This is a genomic window from Herbiconiux sp. SALV-R1 (genome assembly GCF_013113715.1).
Classification (GTDB): Bacteria; Actinomycetota; Actinomycetes; order Actinomycetales; family Microbacteriaceae; genus Herbiconiux.
The window spans coordinates 89,406-109,482 of sequence record NZ_CP053344.1 but is presented as its reverse complement, the minus strand read 5'-3'; the positions used below and the strand labels follow the sequence as shown (position 1 = coordinate 109,482).

At 71.4% G+C, this 20,077-nt stretch carries 22 protein-coding genes; 12 read left to right on the top strand and 10 right to left on the bottom strand.

Translation table 11 applies throughout. The annotated features are described in order from the left end of the window. Window positions 1-3: 3 nt before the first annotated feature. A complete protein-coding gene (locus tag HL652_RS00555; RefSeq protein ID WP_171703502.1) occupies window positions 4-765 on the top strand; it encodes a hypothetical protein in 762 nt (253 codons plus the stop codon). 53 nt (window positions 766-818) lie between these two features. Then, on the top strand, window positions 819-1,220 hold the full coding sequence (locus tag HL652_RS00550) for a gamma-glutamylcyclotransferase family protein (protein ID WP_171703501.1): 402 nt from the start codon (window positions 819-821) through the stop codon (window positions 1,218-1,220). On the opposite strand, the gene HL652_RS00545 is transcribed toward HL652_RS00550, so the two are convergent. Together HL652_RS00545 and HL652_RS00540 are read right to left on the bottom strand one after the other, a co-directional pair. Next, on the bottom strand, window positions 1,217-1,837 hold the full coding sequence (locus HL652_RS00545; RefSeq protein WP_171703500.1) for a hypothetical protein: 621 nt from the start codon (window positions 1,835-1,837) through the stop codon (window positions 1,217-1,219). The two genes, HL652_RS00550 and HL652_RS00545, sit on opposite strands and share 4 nt — an antisense overlap. Continuing rightward, window positions 1,837-2,421 (bottom strand): helix-turn-helix domain-containing protein, encoded by a 585-nt coding sequence (locus HL652_RS00540; protein WP_171703499.1) that lies wholly within the window; start codon window positions 2,419-2,421, stop codon window positions 1,837-1,839. Before HL652_RS00540 ends, HL652_RS00545 begins: the two co-directional genes overlap by 1 nt. 57 nt (window positions 2,422-2,478) lie before the next feature. Between HL652_RS00540 and HL652_RS00535 the strand changes: the two genes are divergently transcribed. Continuing rightward, entirely contained in the window at window positions 2,479-3,537 is a 1,059-nt protein-coding gene (locus tag HL652_RS00535; RefSeq protein WP_171703498.1) for an NAD(P)/FAD-dependent oxidoreductase, read from the top strand. Between the two features lie 3 nt (window positions 3,538-3,540). Here the strand turns inward: HL652_RS00535 and HL652_RS00530 are convergent, their stop codons facing one another. Beyond that, window positions 3,541-4,365 (bottom strand): SDR family oxidoreductase, encoded by an 825-nt coding sequence (locus HL652_RS00530; RefSeq protein ID WP_171703497.1) that lies wholly within the window; start codon window positions 4,363-4,365, stop codon window positions 3,541-3,543. Window positions 4,366-4,443: 78 nt separating this feature from the next. Here HL652_RS00530 and HL652_RS00525 point away from each other — a divergent pair, with 78 nt between their 5' ends. After that, window positions 4,444-5,715: a Bcr/CflA family efflux MFS transporter gene (locus HL652_RS00525; RefSeq protein WP_171703496.1), complete on the top strand. Its 1,272-nt coding sequence runs from the start codon at window positions 4,444-4,446 to the stop codon at window positions 5,713-5,715. Window positions 5,716-5,730: 15 nt separating this feature from the next. On the opposite strand, the gene HL652_RS00520 is transcribed toward HL652_RS00525, so the two are convergent. Next, window positions 5,731-6,426, bottom strand: a complete 696-nt coding sequence (locus HL652_RS00520; protein WP_171703495.1) for a TetR/AcrR family transcriptional regulator — start codon at window positions 6,424-6,426, stop codon at window positions 5,731-5,733. A gap of 75 nt (window positions 6,427-6,501) precedes the next feature. Here HL652_RS00520 and HL652_RS00515 point away from each other — a divergent pair, with 75 nt between their 5' ends. Next, on the top strand, window positions 6,502-7,815 hold the full coding sequence (locus HL652_RS00515; RefSeq protein WP_171703494.1) for a glycosyltransferase: 1,314 nt from the start codon (window positions 6,502-6,504) through the stop codon (window positions 7,813-7,815). Here HL652_RS00515 and HL652_RS00510 read toward each other — a convergent pair. The 4 genes from HL652_RS00510 to soxR all read right to left on the bottom strand — a co-directional run bounded on the left by HL652_RS00510 (window position 7,775) and on the right by soxR (window position 10,125). Continuing rightward, complete coding sequence (locus HL652_RS00510; RefSeq protein ID WP_171703493.1) at window positions 7,775-8,203, bottom strand: YkvA family protein; 429 nt, start codon at window positions 8,201-8,203, stop codon at window positions 7,775-7,777. The genes HL652_RS00515 and HL652_RS00510 overlap by 41 nt on opposite strands. 96 nt (window positions 8,204-8,299) lie before the next feature. Continuing rightward, window positions 8,300-9,151: a PPK2 family polyphosphate kinase gene (locus HL652_RS00505; RefSeq protein WP_171703492.1), complete on the bottom strand. Its 852-nt coding sequence runs from the start codon at window positions 9,149-9,151 to the stop codon at window positions 8,300-8,302. A 33-nt stretch (window positions 9,152-9,184) separates the two neighbouring features. Further along, entirely contained in the window at window positions 9,185-9,649 is a 465-nt protein-coding gene (locus tag HL652_RS00500; RefSeq protein ID WP_171703491.1) for a GNAT family N-acetyltransferase, read from the bottom strand. A gap of 20 nt (window positions 9,650-9,669) precedes the next feature. Further along, a complete protein-coding gene (gene soxR, locus HL652_RS00495) occupies window positions 9,670-10,125 on the bottom strand; it encodes a redox-sensitive transcriptional activator SoxR (protein ID WP_171703490.1) in 456 nt (151 codons plus the stop codon). Between the two features lie 52 nt (window positions 10,126-10,177). Here soxR and HL652_RS00490 point away from each other — a divergent pair, with 52 nt between their 5' ends. After that, window positions 10,178-10,798, top strand: a complete 621-nt coding sequence (locus tag HL652_RS00490; RefSeq protein ID WP_171703489.1) for a superoxide dismutase — start codon at window positions 10,178-10,180, stop codon at window positions 10,796-10,798. A gap of 85 nt (window positions 10,799-10,883) precedes the next feature. On the opposite strand, the gene HL652_RS00485 is transcribed toward HL652_RS00490, so the two are convergent. After that, the gene (locus HL652_RS00485; RefSeq protein WP_171703488.1) at window positions 10,884-12,296 is read right to left on the bottom strand and encodes an amidohydrolase family protein; all 1,413 of its coding nucleotides are present in this window, start codon (window positions 12,294-12,296) and stop codon (window positions 10,884-10,886) included. 101 nt (window positions 12,297-12,397) lie between these two features. Between HL652_RS00485 and HL652_RS00480 the strand changes: the two genes are divergently transcribed. The 3 genes from HL652_RS00480 (at window position 12,398) to HL652_RS00470 (ending at window position 15,499) form a co-directional block, all read left to right on the top strand. Continuing rightward, complete coding sequence (locus HL652_RS00480) at window positions 12,398-13,027, top strand: histidine phosphatase family protein (protein WP_171703487.1); 630 nt, start codon at window positions 12,398-12,400, stop codon at window positions 13,025-13,027. A gap of 4 nt (window positions 13,028-13,031) precedes the next feature. Further along, a complete protein-coding gene (locus HL652_RS00475) occupies window positions 13,032-14,252 on the top strand; it encodes an acyl-CoA dehydrogenase family protein (RefSeq protein WP_171703486.1) in 1,221 nt (406 codons plus the stop codon). Between the two features lie 125 nt (window positions 14,253-14,377). After that, entirely contained in the window at window positions 14,378-15,499 is a 1,122-nt protein-coding gene (locus HL652_RS00470; RefSeq protein WP_171703485.1) for a VIT1/CCC1 transporter family protein, read from the top strand. Between the two features lie 36 nt (window positions 15,500-15,535). Here HL652_RS00470 and HL652_RS00465 read toward each other — a convergent pair whose 3' ends face one another. Next, the gene (locus HL652_RS00465) at window positions 15,536-16,111 is read right to left on the bottom strand and encodes a 1,2-dihydroxy-3-keto-5-methylthiopentene dioxygenase (protein WP_171703484.1); all 576 of its coding nucleotides are present in this window, start codon (window positions 16,109-16,111) and stop codon (window positions 15,536-15,538) included. A gap of 161 nt (window positions 16,112-16,272) precedes the next feature. Here HL652_RS00465 and HL652_RS00460 point away from each other — a divergent pair, with 161 nt between their 5' ends. The 3 genes from HL652_RS00460 to HL652_RS00450 are packed head-to-tail and all read left to right on the top strand — an operon-like array spanning window position 16,273 to window position 20,034. After that, window positions 16,273-17,370: a substrate-binding domain-containing protein gene (locus HL652_RS00460; protein WP_171703483.1), complete on the top strand. Its 1,098-nt coding sequence runs from the start codon at window positions 16,273-16,275 to the stop codon at window positions 17,368-17,370. After that, on the top strand, window positions 17,367-18,992 hold the full coding sequence (locus tag HL652_RS00455; RefSeq protein ID WP_171703482.1) for a sugar ABC transporter ATP-binding protein: 1,626 nt from the start codon (window positions 17,367-17,369) through the stop codon (window positions 18,990-18,992). Before HL652_RS00460 ends, HL652_RS00455 begins: the two co-directional genes overlap by 4 nt. Beyond that, complete coding sequence (locus HL652_RS00450) at window positions 18,985-20,034, top strand: ABC transporter permease (protein ID WP_171703481.1); 1,050 nt, start codon at window positions 18,985-18,987, stop codon at window positions 20,032-20,034. The genes HL652_RS00455 and HL652_RS00450 overlap by 8 nt, the downstream gene beginning before the upstream one ends. Window positions 20,035-20,077: the final 43 nt, after the last annotated feature.

The window sequence follows — 20,077 nt, the reverse complement described above, 5'->3', positions numbered from 1 at the left end:
TCCATGAGCCAGCCGACCGAGCCCCGGCACCCCGACACTGCGGGCGGGGCGGGATCGCCCTCGCTGTCGACCGAACCGCCCTCGACACCCGGCACGCCGCCCACCGACCCGCCGACGGCGCCGCCGAGCGCCCCGCCCGCCCCTCCGGCCGCGCCCCCGAGCACACCGCCCGAGCCGCCGCAGTTCGCGGGGCAGGGGCAGCAGGCGTACGGCGCGCCCGGGCAGCATTCCGGATACGGCGCGCAGCCGCAGCAGCCTCCCTATGGCTACGGCCAACAGGCACAGCACCCGGGATACGGCGCGCAGCCCCAGCAACCCGGTTACGGTGCGACGCAGGCCACTCCCGCCCAGCCGCACCACCCCGGGTACGGAGCGAACCCCTCGGGGGCGACCCGCGCATCCGGAGCCCCGGCCTTCAGCAGTTCGCCGGGCGACTCCTCGACGAACCACACCGCCCGCAACCCGCTCGGTCTGGTCGCGCTGATCGTCGGAGCGATTCCGTCGGTGCTCGGCCTGATCTTCCTGTTCGCGCAGGCGGCGCTCATCGCGAACGGCGATCCGTACTCCATCGGCACCCTGTCGGCCGTGGCGTCGGTGCTCAACGGACTGCTCGGTGTCGCGGCGCTCATCATCGGCCTCATCGCCCTCACCCGTCGCGGTCAGGGCAAAGCCCTCGCGGCAGCCGGCACGGCCCTGGGTGCCGCCGCGGTCGTCGGCGTGCTGGGCAACCTGCTCTACGCGGCGAGCTTCGACCTCTTCTACTGAGCCGCACGAGCCGGCCCGGCGCGCGGCCCCGGCGCGCTCGCTAGGCTCGACGCATGAGCGACCCGGATGCGGTGCACGGCACCGATGCCGTCCTCCTGTTCTCCTACGGCACGCTCCGCCAGCCCGAGGTGCAGCTGGCCACCTTCGGTCGGCTGCTCGAGGGCCGCGCGGCGACGGTCGCCGGCTACCGCCTCGAGTGGCTGACGATCACCGACCCGGTGGTCGTCGCGACGAGCGGGAGCGACCGGCACCCATTGCTCGTCGCCGACCCGGGAGACGCGACAGGCACGCGCGGCGCAGGCGTCGAGGGCACCGTCTTCAGCATCTCGGCCGCCGAGCTGCGGGCCGCCGACGACTACGAGGTCGACGACTACACCCGGGTGCTCGTGCCCCTCGACACGGGCGAATCGGCGTGGGTCTACGTGTTCGCCGGCGGGGCGCGGGCCGAGGACTAGCGAGCCGTTCGCTGCCGGATCGTCGTCACCAGGTCGACCGCCGAGGGGCGCGGGGGCGCCGAGCCGAACCCGAACCCCACCGGCGGATCGAGCGGACCGAACGCCCCCAGGTCGCGCCCGTCGAGGACCGCCTCGGCCCAGCCGAGCTCGCGCACCGCGGTCACCCCGTAGTACTCGCGGCGGTCACCGCCCGCCGTTCCCGCGGTGTGCACCCCGGGCATCACGACGGCGGCAATGGGGTCGATGACCGCGAGCCACCGCGGGTCGGTCGCCACCCGGGCGGGCACCGAGCGCAGCAGGAGCCCGAGCGCGGTGGGCCGGCCGACGGCGAACCTCACCGCGAGCGGGCCCGCGTCGACCGTGATGAGCCTGTCCCTGCCGCCGAAGCGCACCGGCACCACCCGCACCTCGTCGAAGCGGTAGGTGCCGGAGACGAACTCGGCGACGGCGGGCGTGGGAGCCAGGAGGAGACGGTGGCCCGAAGCATCCTGCAGCATCACGTCGGCGAAGCGCCCGAACGGCGACGTGCGCCAGAGGCCCACCACGATGCGGGTGCCCGACGCGGTGCCGAAGCCCACGATGGTGCCGTCGAAACGGTTGACCTCGCCCGGGCGCATCAGCGGCCCACCCGCCGGTCGGGCTCAGTCTGGGCGCGCACGTGGATGCGCTCGCCGTCGCGACTGAAGATGCACATCAGCTCGACCGGCTCGTCGTCGGCGCAGCCGAGCCAGTGCGGGATGCGCGTGGCGAACTCCGCGGCCTCCCCCGGCTTGAGCACGAGGTCGTGGTCGCCGAGCAGCAGACGCAGGTTGCCCGAGAGCACGTAGAGCCACTCGAAGCCGTCGTGCGTGCGCTGCACCGCGACCTCGCCCGCCACCGGGGTGAGCACCATGCGCACGGTCTGCGTGGGCGAGTTCTCGCGCGAGAGCCAGTAGGTGCTCGCCCCGGGCCGCCGGGAGTGCCGGGGCGCGACGCGAGGGTCGGGCACCGCGTCGGAGACGAGGTCGTCGAGCGTCACCTCGAGCGCCGAGGCGAGGGGGATGAGCAGGTCGAGGTTGGGCTGCCGCTTGCCCGACTCGAGGCGGGAGAGGGTGCTGACCGAGATGCCCGTCTCGCCGGAGACCTCGGCGAGGGTGGCGTCGCGGTTCACGCGGGCGGCGCGGAGGCGGGTGCCGATGCGCTCGGCTCGGGTCGGATCCATGTTGCCATTTCAGCACAGAGCTTTGCGGTTCGCCACCCTCTCGGCGACCGTGGAGTCATGACTGAAGACAATTTCGACGTGATCGTGGTCGGCGGCGGATCCGCCGGGCTCAGCGCGGCCCTCGTGCTCTCCCGTGCCAGGAGGCGCGTCGCGGTGATCGACGCCGGCCTCCCCCGCAACCGCTTCGCCGCGCACATGCACGGCTTCCTCACCCGCGACGGCATCCCCCCGCTCGAGCTGCTCGAACTCGGCCGGGCCGAGGTCGAAGGGTACGGGGCGACCATCGTGCGCGGCCGGGCCGAGGAGGTGGGCGGGGGCGCGGGGGCGTTCTCGGTGAAGGTCGTCGGCGCGGGGGCGTTCTCGGTGAAGGTCGTCGGCGCGGACGGCGCGGCGGGCGCGGACGGCGCGGCGGACCTGGACGGCGGGACGGACCCAGACGGCGGGACGGACTCCGACGACGCCGCTCCGCGCATCCTCACCGCCCGCCGGCTCGTGATCGCCACCGGCCTCACCGACGAGCTGCCCGCCGTTCCCGGGCTCGCCGAGCAGTGGGGCCGCGGCGCCTTCGCCTGCCCGTACTGCGACGGGTGGGAGAACCGCGACTCCCGCATCGCCGTGCTCGCGACCGCGCCGCAGAGCGCCCACCAGGCGTCGTTGCTCAGGCAGTGGTCGTCGCAGGTCGCGTTCATCGGGCCCCAGGCGGCCGGCCTCGACGCCGAGACCCGGCGTGGCTTCGAGGCCAGGGGCATCGAGATCGTCGACACCGAGCTGCAGGAGGTGGTGGCCGACGACGCCGGCGAACTCGTCGGGCTGCGACTCGGCGACGGGTCGGTGCGCGAGTTCGACGTGCTGTTCGCCGGCCCGCGCATGGTGAACAACGACTCCCTGCTCGAACAGCTCGGCGCGGCGAAGGGCGACGCCTACGGCGACTGGGTCGCCTCCGACTTCACCGGGCTCACCTCGGTGCCCGGCGTGTGGGTGGCGGGCAACACCGCCTTCCCTGGCGCACTCGTGCCGGTGGCGGTGGCGGCGGGAGTCATGGCGGCGACGATGATCAACGCCGACCTCGTCGCCGACGACACGCGGCAGGCCGTCGAGGCGGCCGAGCGAGCGTGATCGTCAACCCTGCGCGAGCTCGGAGACCTCCTGCCAGGCCTCCCACTCCGCGAGGCGGCTCGCGTAGTCGGCCTTCGCCACCCGGATCGGACTCGACCCGAAGAACACCCGCAGCGGCGGCTCGTCGGCGTCGACCACGCGCAGGATGGCGGCCGCCGAAGCGTTCGGGTCGCCCGGCGAGGCCACCCGCGACCGGCGCGCCTCGGCCGAGGCCGCGTGCACCTCGGCGTAGTCGGGCAGCTCGGCCGCGTGCTTGGCCGAGGCGCCGCCCCAGTCGGTGCTGAAGCCGCCGGGCTCCACGAGCGTGACCTTCACGCCGAAGGGGGCGACCTCCTGCGCGAGCGCCTGCGAGAACCCCTCGAGCGCCCACTTGGAGGCGTTGTAGACGCCGATGTTCGCGAACGCCGAGATGCCGCCGATCGACGACACCTGCACGAGGTGCCCGCCGCCCTGTTTGCGGAGCACCGGGAGGGCCGCCTGGGTCACCCAGAACGCCCCGAACACGTTGGTCTCGAACTGGTCGCGCACCTCCTTCTCGCTGAGCTCCTCGATGAAGCCGAACTGGCCGTACCCGGCGTTGTTCACCACCACGTCGAGGCGCCCGAAGCGGTCGACCGCCTGCGCGATCGCCGAGAAGTCGGCCTCGCGGTCGGTGACGTCGAGCTGCAGAGGAAGGATGCGGTCGCCGAAACGCTCGACCAGATCGTCGAGCGTCGCGGTGTCGCGCGCCGTCGCCGCGACGCTGTCGCCGCGCTCGAGAGCTGCAGTCGCCCACTCGCGACCGAAGCCGCGCGAGGTGCCCGTGATGAACCACACTTTCTGCGCCATGGGATTCCCTTCGATCGGCGTGATGCCGCATCACGCACCACCACTACACTGGCCCAAAGTCGAGGGGGGCGGGAGACCATGGGCGCCGACACGTCACGCACCGCCACCGGAGGGGCCGGCAGAGGCGCCAGGGGAGGCCGAGCGGGGCCGCCGAGCAGGCGGCTGCTCGTCGCGATCCTGCTCGGGGTCATCCCGCTCAGCCAGTTCCCGATCGACGTCTACACCCCCGCCATCCCCACGATGGTGGCGGAGTTCGGCACGAGCAACACCCTCATCCAGAACTCCGTCTCGGCCTATGTGCTGGGCATGGCCCTCGGCCTCCTGCCGGTCGGCATCATCGCCGACGCGCGCGGGCGCAAGCCCACCCTGCTGGTCTGCCTCGCGCTGCTCGTGCTGGCGAGCATCGGCATCGCCGTCACGAACGAGGTGTGGCTGCTGCTCGTGCTGCGCTTCGTGCAAGGGCTGGGCGGATGCGCGTGCATGGTCGTCGTGTACGCCATCGCCGCCGACACCTCGCGCGGTCCCCAGCTCACCTCTTTGTCGGGCTGGCTCGGCGCCTCGTGGGGCCTCGCGCCCGTGATCGCCCCGGCGATCGGCGGACTGCTCGTGCAGTTCGTCTCCTGGCGCGTGATCTTCGGGCTGATCGCCGCGCTCGGCGTGATCGCCGCGCTCGTCGTGTGGCGGCTGCTGCCCGAGACCCTCGCCGCGGGCAAGGAGACGCCCGTGCAGCCCGGTGTGATCGCCCGCGTGCTGGGCAGCGCCTTCGGGCGCACCCTGTTCGTCGGACTGACGCTGGTGTTCGCCGTGTTCGCGAGCGCCCAGCTGCTGTTCGGCACCATCGCTCCCCTCGTCTACGAAGACGCCCTGGGCGTTCCCGCCGCCGCCTACGGCCTCATCGCCCTGCTCGTGGGCGCCGCGAACCTCGCCGGGGAGCTCGCCACCGGCGCGCTGGCGACCCGCGTCTCGTCGCGCGTGCTCGGCTTCTCGGCCCTCGCCGCGTTCGGTGTCGGCGCGGTCATCCTGGCCCTCAGCGGCGTGCTGGTGGGGCCCGACCTCGTGCTCATCACGCTCGGCGGCATCTTCGTGATGCTCGGCTGCGGCGCGCTGTGCCCGCTCGCCTACGGTCTCGCCCTGGGGCTCTTCGACCGCAACCTGGGGCTCATCGGCGGCCTGACGAGTGCGGTCTGCTACCTGTTCGTGGCGCTCACCATGGCCTCGGCCGCGGGGCTGCCCGACACGAGCCAGGCGCCGATGGGGTTCATCTACCTCGGCTGCCTGGCCGTGGGGGCGGTGCTGCTCGTGCTCTGCCTGCGGAAGCGGGCACCGGAGGCCGCCGTCGCGGCGCCGTGAGGTGCGCCCTCGGCGTCAGGCCGTGAAGATCACCCGGCCGAGCACGTCGCGCAGCCACCGCTCGTAGCGCTTCATGCTCCAGCCCGACTGCTCCACGAGTTGCTGGTGGCTCTCGGGCGAGACGAGGAACGACAGCTCGGCGGCGAGCTCGGCGCGACGTTTGGGCGGGGTATCGGCGGCCACGAGTCCGCGCCGCACGAGCTCGTCGATGGCGGCGGCGAAGTCTTTGCGGCGACGGGCGAGCAGGTCGTCGAGCGACTCCTTCACCAGCGGGTCTGACGACGCCGCGCTGAGGAAGCTCGCCCACAGGCCGCTGGTGCGCCGGTTCGCCTCCGCCACGAAGTGGAGGTACCCGCGCAGGAACTCCTCGTCGTCGACGAGGGAACGGATGTCGCGGCCCACCTCGCGCTCGGCGATCGTCTCCCGGCCCTCGCTGCCACTGAACGCCTGCTCGAAGGCGCCCATGAGCAGTTCGCGCTTCGGGCCGTTCAGCTTGACGGTCTCGACAGAGACCCCCGCGGCGCTCGCGATGTCGGCGAGCGACGTGCCGGCGTAGCCGCTTGTTGCGAAGCACGACGCGGCGGCGTCGAGGATGCGCTGCCGCGTGTTCGCCGCCTGCTCCGCCCGGAGGGCCGAGGTGTAGCTACGGGGCGCGGCGTCGGCCGAGCGGCCGCCGGGGCGGCGAACTGCAGAACTCCGTGAATCGGGCATATTGACTATCCTTCCGGGGTAGTGAATACTACTTCGGTATAGCCGAGTTTAGGGCACGAACACGAGGTGGGGGCCATGTCGTCATATCTTCTCTGCAGCACTCCGGTGCACGGGCACGTCACGCCGCTGCTCGCCGTCGCGCGACACCTGGCCGACGGCGGCCACCGCGTGCGGTTCCTCACCGGTGCTCGCTACCGCGCATCCGTCGAGTCGACCGGAGCGCTGTTCCTCCCCCTGCCCGCCGAGGCCGACTACGACGACAGCGACATGAACGCCTCGTTCCCCGAGCGTGCGGGGCTCTCGGGGCCGGCGGGCATCCGCTTCGACCTTGCGACGATCTTCCTGCGCCCGGCACCGGCGCAGCTCGCCGCGATCGACGCGGCCCTGGCCGCTGAGCCGGTCGACGCCATCCTGCTGGAGAGCCTGTTCCTCGGCTCGCTGCCCCTGCTCGACCGCCCGCTCGGGCAGAGGCCGCCCGTGGTGAACCTCGGCATCGTGCCGCTCGCGCTCGACAGCGTCGACACCGCGCCGTTCGGGCTGGGCATTGCGCCCCGCCCGGGCTTCGCGGGCCGAGTGCGCAACCGTCTGCTCTCGTTCGTGGCCCAGAAGATCGTCTTCGCCCCGGTGCAGAAGGCGGCGGAGCAGATGATGCGCGCCACCACGGGGCACGAGCTCGAGACCTTCTTCATGAGCACGCCCGCCCAGGCCGACGCCATCGTGCAGTTCACGGTGCCGTCGTTCGAGTACCCGCGCAGCGATCTGCCCGACACGGTGCACTTCGTGGGGCCGCTGGCCCGCACCGCACCGTCGACGACTCCCCTGCCCGAGTGGTGGGGCGAGGTCGACGGATCGCGCCCGGTCGTGCACGTCACGCAGGGCACCGTGGCGAACCGCGACTGGAACGAGCTCGTCGCACCGGCCATGGCCGGGCTCGCCCACGACGACGTGCTCGTCGTGGTGAGCACGGGCGGGCGGGAGGTCGGGTCGCTGCCGCACCCGCTGCCGGCGAACGTGCGCGCTGCCTCGTACCTGCCGTACGACAAGCTACTCCCGCTCACCTCGGTGCTCGTCACGAACGGCGGCTACGGCGGGGTGCACTACGCGATGGAGCACGGTGTGCCGCTCGTCGTCGCCGGCACCACCGAAGACAAGATTGAGGTCACCGCACGGGTGGCGTGGTCGGGCGTGGGGGTGAACCTCAAGACGAGCACCCCGAGCGCCGAGGCGGTGGGCTCGGCGGTGCGGGAGGTGCTGGGCCGCCCGGGCTACCGCGAGGCAAGTGCGCGCATCGGGCGCGACATCGTGGCCTCACCGGGGCTGGCGGGCCTCGATGCCGTGCTCGAGTCGCTCAGCGGGTCGGCTGCGCGTCGGCCGGGCGCAGCCCGGTGAGGCGGGTGAGTGCCTCGAAGCCGTCGTCGGTTCCCGGCCAGTGCGCGCGCACCGCGGCGAGCCCGGCGCGCCGCACGGTGCTGCGGAGCACGAGCGTCACCACGATGGCGTCGTCGGCGTAGCCCAGCACCGGGATGAAGTCGGGGATGAGGTCGATCGGCACCGCCAGGTAGACCATCAGCAGGCCGAGTCGGATGCGCACGCCGCGAGGCAGCTCGGGGTCGGCGGCGAGGCGCCGCAACAGCCGCAGCAGGTCGGGCAGGAGACGCAGCGCCTCCTGCAGCAGCGGCCCCTTCGGCCGTGCCACCGCCAGCGCCACGATGAGTGCGACCCAGGTGACCACGAGTGCGATGGCGATGCCGATCAGCATCTCAGCCCACCACGGCATCGGTCACCTCCCTCTTGTCGGTCGCCGCTCGTCGGTCGTCGGTCGTCGGCGCCTGCGGTGACCGACGCGGCCCGCGCATCCCGCCGCGCGCATCCCTCACGTGCCGAGCAGGCGAGCACGCTGCTCGTCGATGTCGTAGTCGGGAGCGGGCCACCCGAGGTCGAGCGCGCCGAGCGCCTCGGCCAGCAGCTGCTGCACCGCGAGGGCCGAGTACCACTTGTGGTCGGCCGGAACGATGTGCCAGGGCGCGTGCTCGGTGCTGGTGCGGTCGATCGCCACCTCGTAGGCGTCTTGGAACGAGGGCCACAGTGCACGGTCGTCGACGTCGGCGGTGCTGAACTTCCAGTGCTTGTCGCTGCGTTCGAGCCGACGCAGCAAGCGGTTCTTCTGCTCGTCGCGCCCGAGGTGCAGGAAGGCCTTGAGCACGGTGGTGCCCGAGTCGACGAGCTTCTTCTCGAACTCGTTGATCTGCTCATAGCGCGACTCGAGCTCTTCGGGCGTGACCAGCCCGTGCACCCGCGGCACGAGCACGTCTTCGTAGTGAGAACGGTCAAACACCCCGATGAACCCCGGCGCCGGCAACCGCTTCTCGACCCGCCAGAGGAACGGATGCGCGAGCTCCTCGTCGGTGGGCTTCTTGAAGGCGTGGTGGGCGAGGCCCTGCGGGTCCATCGGGCCGACCACCCGCTTCACCACGCCGCCCTTGCCCGCGGTGTCCATGCCCTGCAGCACGAGCAGCACCGAGCGCCGACCGCCGAACAGACTGTCGGCGAACAGCTTCTCCTGCTGCTTCGCCAGCGAGCGGGCCGTGCCGGCGAAGAGCTCCTCGGCGGCGTCTTTGTCGGTGACTCCGGGCGTCGCCGCGGTGGGCAGACCCGCCAGCTCGACGGGCGTCTTCGCCCGCAGGCGGTCGCTCCAGGGCGACGTCGGGGTGGAATGCTTGCTCATCGCTTCACACTAGCGAGCGCAGCATCCGCTCGCTCAGAGAGGCTTCGACATGTTGATAGCCGTGACCTCGTAGCCGAGTGTGGAGTACAGACGCTGAGCGACCGTGTTGTGGCCGAACACGTTGAGGCCGAGCTTCACGGCGCCGGCCGCCCGCGCCACCTCCTCGGCGAGCAGCATCGCCGCGCGCCCGAGACCCTTGCCGCGATGCTCCTCGTCGATCTCGACGTCGAACACCCACCAGTCGAGCGGATGCTCGGCCGCCATCGGCCCAAGCCACAACCACCCCACCGCCTCGCCATCGTGCAGCACACGCAGCACCTGGTGGCCCGGCGCCGGCCGGCCGCCGGGGAAGTATTGCTCGTTCGACTCCGCGACGCGCTGCTCGGCGTACTCGCGGGAGTCTCCGGCCTTCAGCCGCTCGTCGAGGTACTCGGCGTTGGCGTGAGCGAGGTAGGAGGCGAGCTCGGAGTCGGCGATCGACACGACGGTGGTGGCCATGCCCGAACCCTAGCGACAGCTCAGTCGATCGACCAGCGCACCGCGCCCGGGCCCGAGGCGCCGAGCACGTCGTCGGGGTTGCTGAGCGCGCAGGTGGTGAGGCTGAGGCAGCCGCAGCCGATGCATCCGTCGAGTTCGCTGCGCAGGTGCTGCAGGTCGGCGATGCGGGCGTCGAGCCGGCTGCGCCAGCCCGCCGAGATGCGGGCCCAGTCGGCACGGGTGGGCGTGCGCCCGTCGGGCAGCGACTCCAGTGCCGCCTTGATGTCGGCGAGGGTCATGCCCACCCGCTGCGAGGTGCGGATGAACGCCACCCGCCGCAGCACCTCCCTGCGGTACCGGCGCTGGTTGCCCGCCGTGCGCTCGGAGGAGATGAGCCCGTGCTGCTCGTAGAAGCGCAGCGCCGAGACCGTGATGCCACTGCGAGCTGCGAGCTCGCCGATGGCCAGCAGACTGCGGGCCGGATCGACGCTGGGCATGGGCTGCGACCTCCTTGACCTCAACGGTAGTCGAGGTTCTAACGTTGACCGTATGACTGAGTACACGCTGCCCGACCTTCCCTACGACTACGCCGCGCTCGAGCCCCACATCTCGGGCAAGATCATGCAGCTGCACCACGACAAGCACCACGCCACCTACGTCGCCGGCGCCAACACCGCCCTCGCCGCCCTCACCGAGGCCTCCGAGACCGGCAACCTCGCGAACGTCAACAAGCTCGAGAAAGACCTCGCCTTCAACCTCGGCGGGCACGTGAACCACTCCATCTTCTGGACCAACCTCACCCCCACCACCCAGACCCCCGAAGGCGAACTCGCTGCCGCCATCGACGACCGCTTCGGCTCGTTCGAGAAGTTCCAGGCCGCGTTCACCGCCGTCGCCCTCGGCGTGCAGGGCTCCGGCTGGGCCGTGCTCGGCTACGACGTCATCGGCGGCAACCTCTCCCTGTTTCAGCTCTTCGACCAGCAGGGCAACATCCCCGCCGGCGTCGTGCCCCTCTTCATGCTCGACGTCTGGGAGCACGCGTACTACCTCGACTACCTCAACGTGCGCGCCGACTACATCAAGGCCGTCTGGAACATCGCCAACTGGGAGAACGTCGCAGCCCGCCTCGACGCCGCCCGCCAGAACACCTCGGGCCTCATCACCCTCTAGGCCGGGGCCTCCCCCGCCGAAAGAACGCGATGTGCCCCTTCCCGGGCCGGGAGGGGGCACATCGCGTTCTCTCGATCGGCTCGAGTCACCAGGCGAGGCGCTCGGTGGAGCGCGGGGCGGTGCGGGAGGCGACCGTGCGGGTGCGGGCGTGCAGCTCGGCCGAGGCCTGCGAGGCGAGCGGATGCGTCGACTCGCCGTTCTGCGAGACCAGCTCGCCGCCCACGAACACGCTCTTCAGGTTGCGCAGGCTCATCGCGAAGACGTAGTGGGCGAAGACGTCCCACACCGGGCCCGACTCGGGTGAGCGCGGGTCGACCACGAGGAAGTCGGCGTGCTTGCCCACCTCGAGCGAGCCGACCCGCTCGGCCACCTGGGGGCCGAGGGCCTCTGCAGAACCCAGGGTGTGCATCCGGAGCATCTCCCTCGGCATGACGATCGACGCGTCCTGGTTGACGGCGCGCTGCGTATATGCCCCGATGCGCATGTTCTGGAACGGGTCGGAGACGTCGGTGCAGCTCTGGTCGTCGAGACCCACTCCGATGGGCATGCCGAGCTGGCGGTAGCGAGGGATGTCGGCGACCCCCGATCCGAGCCTGCCGTTCGAGGTGGGCTGCCATACCATCCCCGCTCCCCTCTCGGCGGCGACCCTCGACATGTAGCTGTCGGGATGCACGAAGTGGCCGAACAGGAAGCCGGGCCTGAGCGCACCCGCCTCTTCGTACCAGCGGAACTTCTCGCGCTGCTGGTCGAGCGCCTCGCTGGTCTCGAGGAAGTGGGCCTGGTTGCCGATGCCGTGCGCATCCATCGCCGTCACCTCGTCGCGCGCGGTCTGCGCCGACGCCGACCACTGCACCGCCCCGAACACCGAGGCGCCCAGGTCGAGCTCGGCCGGCACCTCGGCCTTGAGGTGGGCGACGGCCCGGTCGAAGACCTCGAGCGCCTCCTCGGCGGGCTGGAACTCGCTGTCGACGCGGATGGCGTTCATGGAGCGGATGCCGGCGTCGCGCGCCGCCTCGAACTGCTTGAAGAGGTACTCCTCGGGCCGGATGTCGTAGAGCTCGCGGGCGTCGGTCTCGGGGTCGTACCTGCCGACGACGCGGGAGTCGGTGAAGTTGTAGACGGAGGTGACGCCGTTGGCGAGGAAGTCGAGGCAGCCCTGGAGGGTGAACCAGTAGATGTCGTCGGCGTCGGCACCCGAGATGAAGACGCTCTGCTCGCCGACCCAGCCGTAGAGGTTGTCGCCCGGGGTCATGCCGCGCATGCCGCTGGTGAAGATGTGACTGTGGGCGGAGACGAAGCCGGGGGCGACGAAGGCGCCGGCGACGTCTCGCAGCACGTCGCCGTCACTCGTGCGGGCCTCGGCGAGCAGCTCTGCGGGCGCCTCGCCCTCGCCCAGTCCCGCGATGCGCCCGTCGTCGCCCACCGAGAGCCATCCCCGGAACCAGTCCTGCTCGTCGGCCATCGAGAGGATCACGGCGTTCACGACGAGGAGCTTCATGAGGCCATCCTGACTTCTCCACATTGCGCCCAGATTTCCTCTCGTTGCACAGGTGTTTCGCCTCGGCGCAGGGCGCGCGCAACGGCCGATACCCTGGAGGCATGAGCCAGAGCAGCACCCCCAGCGCCGCCCCGAGCATCGTGCTGGTCAGGCACGGCGAGACGGAGTGGAGCCTCAGCGGCCAGCACACCGGCCGCACCGACATCCCGCTCACCGAGCGCGGCATCGAGCAGGCGCGCGCGGTCGGCCGCGCGCTCGGGGGTCGCCGCTTCGGGCTGGTGCTGACGAGTCCGCTGCGCCGGTCGGTGCACACCGCCGAGCTCGCGGGGTACGGCGTCGAGGCCCAGGTCGAGCCCGACCTCACCGAGTGGGACTACGGAGCCTACGAAGGCCTCACCAGCGCCCAGATCTCGGAGCGCTTCGGGGAGGAGTGGAACCTCTGGCGCAACGGCGTCGAGATCGACTCCGAGGGCCGTGGGGAGGAGGTCGCCGACCTGCTGCGGCGCGACGAGGCGGTCATCCGTCGGGCGCGCCGGGCGCTCAACCAGGGCGACGACGTGCTGGTGTTCTCGCACGGCCACTTCCTCCGCACGCTGGCCGCCACCTGGACAGGGCTGCCGGTGAGCGGGGGCGAGCACTTCGCCCTCGACACGGCGAGCGTGAGCGTGCTCGGCTTCGAGCACGGCAACCAGGTGGTGCGGGTGTGGAACCGCACGCCCTGGGCGGAGTGAGGCGATGACAGAGTCGGTTCGCCCTGACTCGAGCGTGCCCGCCGTCATCGAGACCCCTGACGGCGCGATCGAGGCGCTCGGCCGCCTGGCCGACGAGCTCGCGCCGACGATCGTCGAGCGCGACCGAGAGGGCACGGCACCCTTCGGGGAGGTGGCGCGGCTGCGCGCCACCGGCATCCTTCCCGCGCTGGTTCCGCGGGAGTTCGGGGGCGGCGGGCTCGACTGGGTGACGGTGTTCCGGGCACTCCGCCCGGTTATCCGGGTCGACGGCGGGCTCGGGCACGTCTTCGCCTACCACTTCGTGAACTCGTGGCGGCTGCAGCTCAACGAGAATCAGCAGGTCATCGACGACCTGCAGCGGCAGCTGGCCGCCGAGCACCTGTTCTGGGGCGGCGCCGGCAACCCGCGCGACGCCGGGCTGCAGCTCACGCCCGCGCCGGGCGGCTACACCGTCACCGGGCGCAAGTTCTTCGCCACCGGCGCCCAGGTGTCCGACCGCGTCACGGCGAGCGGCACCCGGGTCGACACCGGTGAGAAGCTCGCCATCATCATCGACTCCACCCAGCCGCGAGTCGTGCACCACGACGACTGGAGCAACATCGGGCAGCGGCTGTCGGCCTCGGGCTCGGTGTCGTTCGAGGGCGCCTTCGTGCCCGACGCCCACGTGCTCGGCTTCGGCGAGCAGTCGGGGCCGCGGTACCGGCCGTTCGCGTCGCTGTCGATCCTGCTGTTCCAGCTGGCCATGAACCACCTCCACGTCGGCATCGCCGAGGGGGCGCTCGCGGCAGCGGCCGACTACGTGCGCACCACCACCACGCCCTGGTCGACGAGCGGGGTGGAGCGCGCGGTCGACGACCCGTACATCCGCGAGCTCATCGGCGAGCTCACCGCAGCCACCCGGGCCGCCGACGCGCTCACCTGGCGCGGCACCGAGCTGCTCTCCGCCGCAGCCGAGCGCCGGTGGGAGCTCGGCGACGAGGAGCGCGGCGAGGTCGCCGTCGAGATCGCGGCCGGCAAGGTCGTCACCACGAAGACGGTGCTCGAGGTGACCTCGCGGCTGTTCGAGCTCACCGGCGCCCGTGCCACGGGCGAGTCGTACGGCTTCGACCGCTTCTGGCGCAACGCCCGCACCATCACCCTGCACGACCCCGTCGCGTACAAGGCGCAGGAGGTCGGCGACCACGCCCTCACCGGCGCCTACCCGACGCCGAGCGGGTACAGCTGATCGGCTCCCGCCACATTTCTTACGGACAAAGTCCGTGAAGAACTCGGTTATCACGGACTTTGTCCGTAAGAACGTGCAGCAAGGTCGAGGGACGAGCCCGCACCCGAGGGTGGGAGGATTGACGCATGGCTACTTCGGCGGAGCTGAGACGGTGGCGGCAGTACCTCGCCGACGAACGGGCCGAGGCGAAGGTGTACCGCGAGCTCGCGCAGCGGCGCTCAGGCGCCGAGCGCGAGATCCTCGAAGGGCTCGCCGAGGCCGAGGTGCGCCACCAGAACCACTGGATCGAGCTGCTCGGCGACGACATCGGCAAGCCCCGCAAGGCCGACCTCCGCTCCCGAGCCCTCGGCGTGCTCGCGAAGCGCTTCGGATCGGTCTTCGTGCTCGCCCTCATGCAGCGCGCCGAGGCCCGCTCCCCCTACGAGGGCGACGCCGACGCCACCCCCGCCATGGCCGCCGACGAGCGCATCCACGGCGAGGTGGTGCGCAGTCTCGCCGCCCGCGGCCGCAGCCGCCTCTCGGGCACCTTCCGGGCCGCCGTCTTCGGCGCCAACGACGGGCTCGTCTCGAACCTCGCCCTCGTGCTCGGCATGAGCGCCACCGGGGTCTCGCAGTCGGTGGTGCTCGCCAGCGGCATCGCGGGCCTGCTCGCCGGCGCCCTCTCGATGGGAGCGGGCGAGTTCGTGTCGGTGCGCTCGCAGCGGGAGCTGCTCGCCGCCTCGACCCCCGACCCCGACGCCCACACCGCCGTGCCCCGCCTCGACGTCGACGCCAACGAGCTCGCGCTGGTCTACCGGGCCCGCGGCATGAGCGAGGCCGATGCCGAGGCCAAGGCCGCCGACGTCTTCGGGGGCCTCACCACCACGACCTCGGCCATCCGCATCCAGCGCGTCGGCGACGCCGGCATCACCGCACCCCAGATCGAGTCGACGGATGCGCGCGACGGCACCGCCGACGACCACGAAGAGATCGGCACGGCCTGGCAGGCCGCCCTCTCGTCGTTCTGCTTCTTCGCGTCGGGGGCGATCATCCCGGTGCTGCCCTACCTCTTCGGCCTCAGCGGACTCGTCGCCGTCGCGATCGCCGCCGCCCTCGTCGGCCTGGCGCTGCTGGCCACCGGCGCTGTCGTCGGGCTGCTCTCGGGCGGCCCGCCGCTGCGCCGCGCCCTCCGCCAGCTCGCCATCGGCTTCGGCGCGGCAGCGGTCACCTACCTCTTGGGGCTCCTCTTCGGCGCGACCCTGGGGTGAGGCTCGGTGCGGCGGCCGATGGCCGGCCGGAGCCCGTCAGGCCGAGACGGAGGCGAGTTCGTCGTAGGTGGCGAACTGCGCGGCGACGTCGCTGCCGGTGAAGTGGCCGACCCAGCCGTCGTCGTCGTGGAAGAAGCGCACCGAGACGTAGTCGGGTGTGGTGCCCATGTCGAACCAGTGGGTGGTGTCTTTCGGCACGGAGAGCAGGTCGCCGGCCTCGCAGAACACGGCGTGCACCTTGCCGTCGGCGTGCAGGTAGAACACGCCGGAGCCGCGGGCGAAGAAGCGGTCTTCGTCGTCGTCGTGACGGTGCTCGTTGAGGAACTTGCTGCGCGCGACCTCGGCCTGCTCACGGTACTCGTCTGTGTCGGCGCGGGTGAGCGTGACGACGTCGACGAGCGTATAGCCGTGCTCGGCGTTCACCGCGTCGATCTCGTCGCGGTACTTCGCGAGCACCTCCTCCTGCGTGGCCTCGGGCGTGAGTTCCTTGAGCTCCCAGCGGCTGAACCGTGCGTTCAGCCCGGCGAGCACCTCGCGGATCGTGTCGAAATCGCGGGTCTGGAGCACGGGAGTCGAGGGGTCGTTGTCGTTCCACACGGTCAGCAGGGTCATGCCTCCATGCTAGACCTCCACTTCTCCACAGCCCCTCCGAGAGCCCCGGAAAGTAACAGAGGGAAACACGATTCGTTCCCCGCCACGCAGAGCGGCTTGAATCTGAGTGCAGTCACAGCTCTGCCCCACGCACTCAGATCCCGAATCACAAGGAGCCTCCCATGGCCATCACCCGAAAAGGCGTCGTTCTCACCGCGCTCGTCGCCGCGAGCGTGCTCGGTCTCAGCGCCTGCTCGCAGTCGAGCAGCAGCACCGAGTCGGGCAGCACCGCCGCCGCCGCCCCCACCGCCTCCGCCGCCCTCCCCGCCCCCTTCGACGGCGAGCCGCTGAAGGTCTCGCTGGTGCGCCAGAGCGGCGCCGGCGACTACTTCGAGGCCTGGGGTGCCGGCGCCCAGGCTCAGGCGAAGTTCGCCAACATCGACCTCCAGGTGACGGATGCGCGCAACGACAACGCGAAGCACGCCAGCGACCTCGAGCAGGCCATCGCCTCGAAGCCCGACGCCATCATCGTCGACCACGGGCAGACCGACACCCTGCAGCCGCTCGTCACCGAGGCCGTCGAGGCGGGCATCCCGATCATCGTCTACGACCTCGCCCTCACCGACTCCGAGGGTGTCATCACCTCGAGCCAGTCCGACGAGTCGATGGCCTCCGGCGTGCTCGACCAGCTCATCGCCGACGTCGGCAAGGGCGCGAAGGTCGGCTACGTCTCGGCCGAGGGCTTCGCCGCGCTCGACCGTCGTGCGGCGGTGTGGAACGACTACGTCGCCGACAACGACCTCGACGTCGTGTTCTCGACCGGCAAGGTGAGCGAGTCGACCGCGACCGACAACATCCCGCTCGTCGACGCCGCGCTGAAGCAGAACCCCGACGTGCAGGCCATCTTCGCCCCCTACGACGAGATCACCAAGGGCACGGTGCAGGCCGTCATCCAGAACAACCTGCAAGACAAGGTGAAGGTCTACGGCATCGACATCTCGAACGCCGACATCGAGGTCATGACCGCCGACGGCAGCCCCTGGGTCGCCACCTCGGCCACCGACCCCGCCGCCGTGGGCGCCGGCGTCGTGCGCGCCCTGGCGCTGAGCCTCGCCGGCGAGCTCGACGAGACCGACGTGCAGTTCCCGGCCAAGACCATCACGCAGCAGTTCCTCGCCGACAACTCGGTCACGAACGTCATCGAGCTGCGTGCGGCGGAGCCGTCGCTCGAGCTCTCCGACACCCTCGTCACCGATTGGCTGCCTGCAGTCTCCGAATGACGAACCCGTCTCCCGCACCGATCGAGGGACACGGCGCCGACGGCGTCGTGTCCCTCGTCGGCGTGTCTGTGGCCTACGGCTCGAACCTGGTGCTGAGCGACGTCGACCTCGAATTCGCGCCGGGCGAGATCACGGCGCTGCTCGGCGCGAACGGGGCGGGCAAGTCGACGCTCATCAAGGCGATCTCGGGCGCCAACTCGCGTTACACCGGTCAGATCAGCGTCGCCGGCGAGGCCGTGCACCTCTCCTCGCCCGTGCAGGCGCGGCAGCTCGGCATCTCGGCCGTGCACCAGAAGGTCGCCGACGGCATCGTTCCCGGGCTCTCGGTGGCCGAGAACCTCACCCTCGACGATCTGGCCCGTGCGTCGCGTCATCCGTTCCGCACCTCGCGCAGCGCGCTCGCCGATGCGAGGGCCGCCCTGGCGACCCTCGGGCTCGACTGGTCGGACAGCATCCTGAACCACGACGCGGCGCGGCTCGCCATCTCCGATGCGCAGCTGCTCGTGCTTGCCCGCGCCTTGCGCGGAACGCCCCGGCTGCTCATCCTCGACGAACCCACCTCGGCGCTCACCGCGGCCGAGGCCGAGCGGCTGTTCGAGGTGCTCAGGGCGCTGCGGGCGACGGGCCTCTCGATCGTGTACGTCTCCCACCGCTTCGGCGAGATCGAGGCGCTCGCCGATCGCGTCGTGGTGCTGCGCGACGGGAAGGTGCAGAGCGACTCGGCGCGGCCGTTCGCCTGGCACGACATCCTCCACGACATGCTCGGCCGCGCCACCGAGCTCGATCACGACCGCGGGGCGACGAGCCGCGGTGCGGAGGTCGTCGCCCGACTCGATCGGGTGACGCTGATCCCCGAGTCGGCGCCCGTCGACCTCGACATCAAAGCGGGTGAGGTGCTCGGGGTGCTCGGGCTGATCGGCGCGGGCAAGACCGAGATCGCCGAACTGCTCGGCGGGCTCGCCACCCCGCTGTCGGGGTCGCTGCAGCTCGGCGGGTCGGCTTACGCGCCGCGCCGCCCGGGCGACGCCATCGCCGCCGGAGTCGTGCTGGTGCCCGAAGACCGTCAGCGGCAGGGGATCCTGTCGGGATGGTCGCTCGAGCAGAACGTGACGCTGCCGTTCCTGCGCGCCTCGAGCGTGCTGGGCCTCGTGAGCCGTCGGCGGGAGCGCGAGCGCGCCGCGGGCGTCATCGACGAGCTCGGTGTCGTGACGAGCGGGCCCGACGCCTCGATCGACGACCTGTCGGGCGGCAACCAGCAGAAGGTGGTGGTGGGGCGCTGGCTCTCGGCGCGACCGCGGCTCGCCCTGCTCGACGAGCCCTTCCGCGGTGTCGACATCGCCGCCCGCCGCGAGATCGGCGCCCGGCTGGGAGCCCTCGCCGCGGCGGGCGCCGCCGCCGTCGTGCTCTCGAGCGACGTCGACGAGATCTTCGAGGTGGCCGACCGCATCGTGGTGCTGGTGGCGGGCGAGATCGCGCTCGACCGCTACGCCGACGAGGTCGACCGCTCCGAGGTCATCGGCGCCTTCCTCGGCACCGCCCGCGCCTCCGGCGCCGCGCACGACGCCCATCCCACCCGACACGAAAACCCCGACAGCCATCCCGAAAGGCAGCCGCATGTCTAGCCCCGGCGCCCTCACCACCCGTTCCGCCGCCGAACGCACCTCCGCTTTCATCGTGAAGTGGGGCTTCGTCGCCGTGACGGTGGCGCTCCTGGTCTACTTCCTCGCCACGGAGCCCAACTTCCGCACCGTCGACAACGTCTTCGGCATGCTCAAGTTCATCGCGCCGACGGCGATCGCGGGCCTCGGGGTGATGCTCGCGATGACGGTCGGCGGCATCGACCTCTCGGTGGGCGCCTCGGCGGGCTTCGCCGTCTCGATCGCCGCCTGGACCATGGTCGTCGGCAACCAGGTCGGCGGCGTCGCCGTCTCGGTGGTGCTGGTGTGCGGGCTGCTCATCGGGGCGCTGAACGCCTTCCTCATCGTGGTGGCGCGCATCCCCGACCTGCTGGCCACCCTCACCACGATGTTCGTCATCGTCGGCCTCAAGCTCATCATCGTCGACGGCAAGTCGATCTCGTCGCAGATGACCCTGTCGAACGGCACCACCGCGCCCGGCAAGTTCACCGCCGACTTCCTCTGGCTCGACCGCGGGGCGATCGGGCCGGTGCCGGTGCCGGTGCTGCTGTTCCTCCTGCTCACGGTGCTGCTGTGGTTCCTGCTCGAGCGCACGCGCTGGGGGCGGGCGCTGTTCGCCGTGGGGGCGAACGCCGAGGCGGCGAGGCTCGCGGGCATCCGCGTGCAGTGGTACCGCACCGCCGCCTACATGGGATGCGGTCTGCTCGCCTCGATCGCCGGCCTCCTGCTCGCCGCCCGCATCGGCCAGGGCGACGTGAGCGCCGGCAACTCGCTGCTGCTCGACGCCGTCGCCGTGGCGCTCGTGGGGGTGTCGGTGCTCGGCATCGGGCGGCCCAACGCCTGGGGCACCGCGCTCGGCGCCGTGCTCATCGCGGTGATGGTGAACGGCTTCACCATGCTCGGGCTCCCCTACTACATGCAGGACTTCGGCAAGGGCATCGTGCTGCTCATCGCCCTGCTGTTCAGCTTCACCTTCTCGCGCCGCCGCACCGTCGTCACGGCGGGGTCGACCACCTCGACGTCGTAGCCTGTGCTGCGACGGGTCCGAGCATCCGTCGCCGTACCGGCCC

Bases quoted from the DNA above. Each gene is read 5' to 3' on its own strand.
- HL652_RS00470 (WP_171703485.1), top strand. From the start codon at position 14,378: ATGGCTACTTCGGCGGAGCTGAGACGGTGGCGGCAGTACCTCGCCGAC.
- HL652_RS00465 (WP_171703484.1), bottom strand. From the start codon at position 16,111: ATGACCCTGCTGACCGTGTGGAACGACAACGACCCCTCGACTCCCGTG.
- HL652_RS00530 (WP_171703497.1), bottom strand. From the start codon at position 4,365: ATGGCGCAGAAAGTGTGGTTCATCACGGGCACCTCGCGCGGCTTCGGT.
- soxR (WP_171703490.1), bottom strand. From the start codon at position 10,125: ATGCCCAGCGTCGATCCGGCCCGCAGTCTGCTGGCCATCGGCGAGCTC.
- HL652_RS00505 (WP_171703492.1), bottom strand. From the start codon at position 9,151: ATGAGCAAGCATTCCACCCCGACGTCGCCCTGGAGCGACCGCCTGCGG.
- HL652_RS00500 (WP_171703491.1), bottom strand. From the start codon at position 9,649: ATGGCCACCACCGTCGTGTCGATCGCCGACTCCGAGCTCGCCTCCTAC.
- HL652_RS00450 (WP_171703481.1), top strand. From the start codon at position 18,985: ATGTCTAGCCCCGGCGCCCTCACCACCCGTTCCGCCGCCGAACGCACC.
- HL652_RS00475 (WP_171703486.1), top strand. From the start codon at position 13,032: ATGACAGAGTCGGTTCGCCCTGACTCGAGCGTGCCCGCCGTCATCGAG.
- HL652_RS00455 (WP_171703482.1), top strand. From the start codon at position 17,367: ATGACGAACCCGTCTCCCGCACCGATCGAGGGACACGGCGCCGACGGC.
- HL652_RS00555 (WP_171703502.1), top strand. From the start codon at position 4: ATGAGCCAGCCGACCGAGCCCCGGCACCCCGACACTGCGGGCGGGGCG.
- HL652_RS00515 (WP_171703494.1), top strand. From the start codon at position 6,502: ATGTCGTCATATCTTCTCTGCAGCACTCCGGTGCACGGGCACGTCACG.
- HL652_RS00510 (WP_171703493.1), bottom strand. From the start codon at position 8,203: ATGCCGTGGTGGGCTGAGATGCTGATCGGCATCGCCATCGCACTCGTG.
- HL652_RS00535 (WP_171703498.1), top strand. From the start codon at position 2,479: ATGACTGAAGACAATTTCGACGTGATCGTGGTCGGCGGCGGATCCGCC.
- HL652_RS00490 (WP_171703489.1), top strand. From the start codon at position 10,178: ATGACTGAGTACACGCTGCCCGACCTTCCCTACGACTACGCCGCGCTC.
- HL652_RS00460 (WP_171703483.1), top strand. From the start codon at position 16,273: ATGGCCATCACCCGAAAAGGCGTCGTTCTCACCGCGCTCGTCGCCGCG.
- HL652_RS00545 (WP_171703500.1), bottom strand. From the start codon at position 1,837: ATGCGCCCGGGCGAGGTCAACCGTTTCGACGGCACCATCGTGGGCTTC.
- HL652_RS00550 (WP_171703501.1), top strand. From the start codon at position 819: ATGAGCGACCCGGATGCGGTGCACGGCACCGATGCCGTCCTCCTGTTC.
- HL652_RS00485 (WP_171703488.1), bottom strand. From the start codon at position 12,296: ATGAAGCTCCTCGTCGTGAACGCCGTGATCCTCTCGATGGCCGACGAG.
- HL652_RS00480 (WP_171703487.1), top strand. From the start codon at position 12,398: ATGAGCCAGAGCAGCACCCCCAGCGCCGCCCCGAGCATCGTGCTGGTC.
- HL652_RS00525 (WP_171703496.1), top strand. From the start codon at position 4,444: ATGGGCGCCGACACGTCACGCACCGCCACCGGAGGGGCCGGCAGAGGC.
- HL652_RS00520 (WP_171703495.1), bottom strand. From the start codon at position 6,426: ATGCCCGATTCACGGAGTTCTGCAGTTCGCCGCCCCGGCGGCCGCTCG.
- HL652_RS00540 (WP_171703499.1), bottom strand. From the start codon at position 2,421: ATGGATCCGACCCGAGCCGAGCGCATCGGCACCCGCCTCCGCGCCGCC.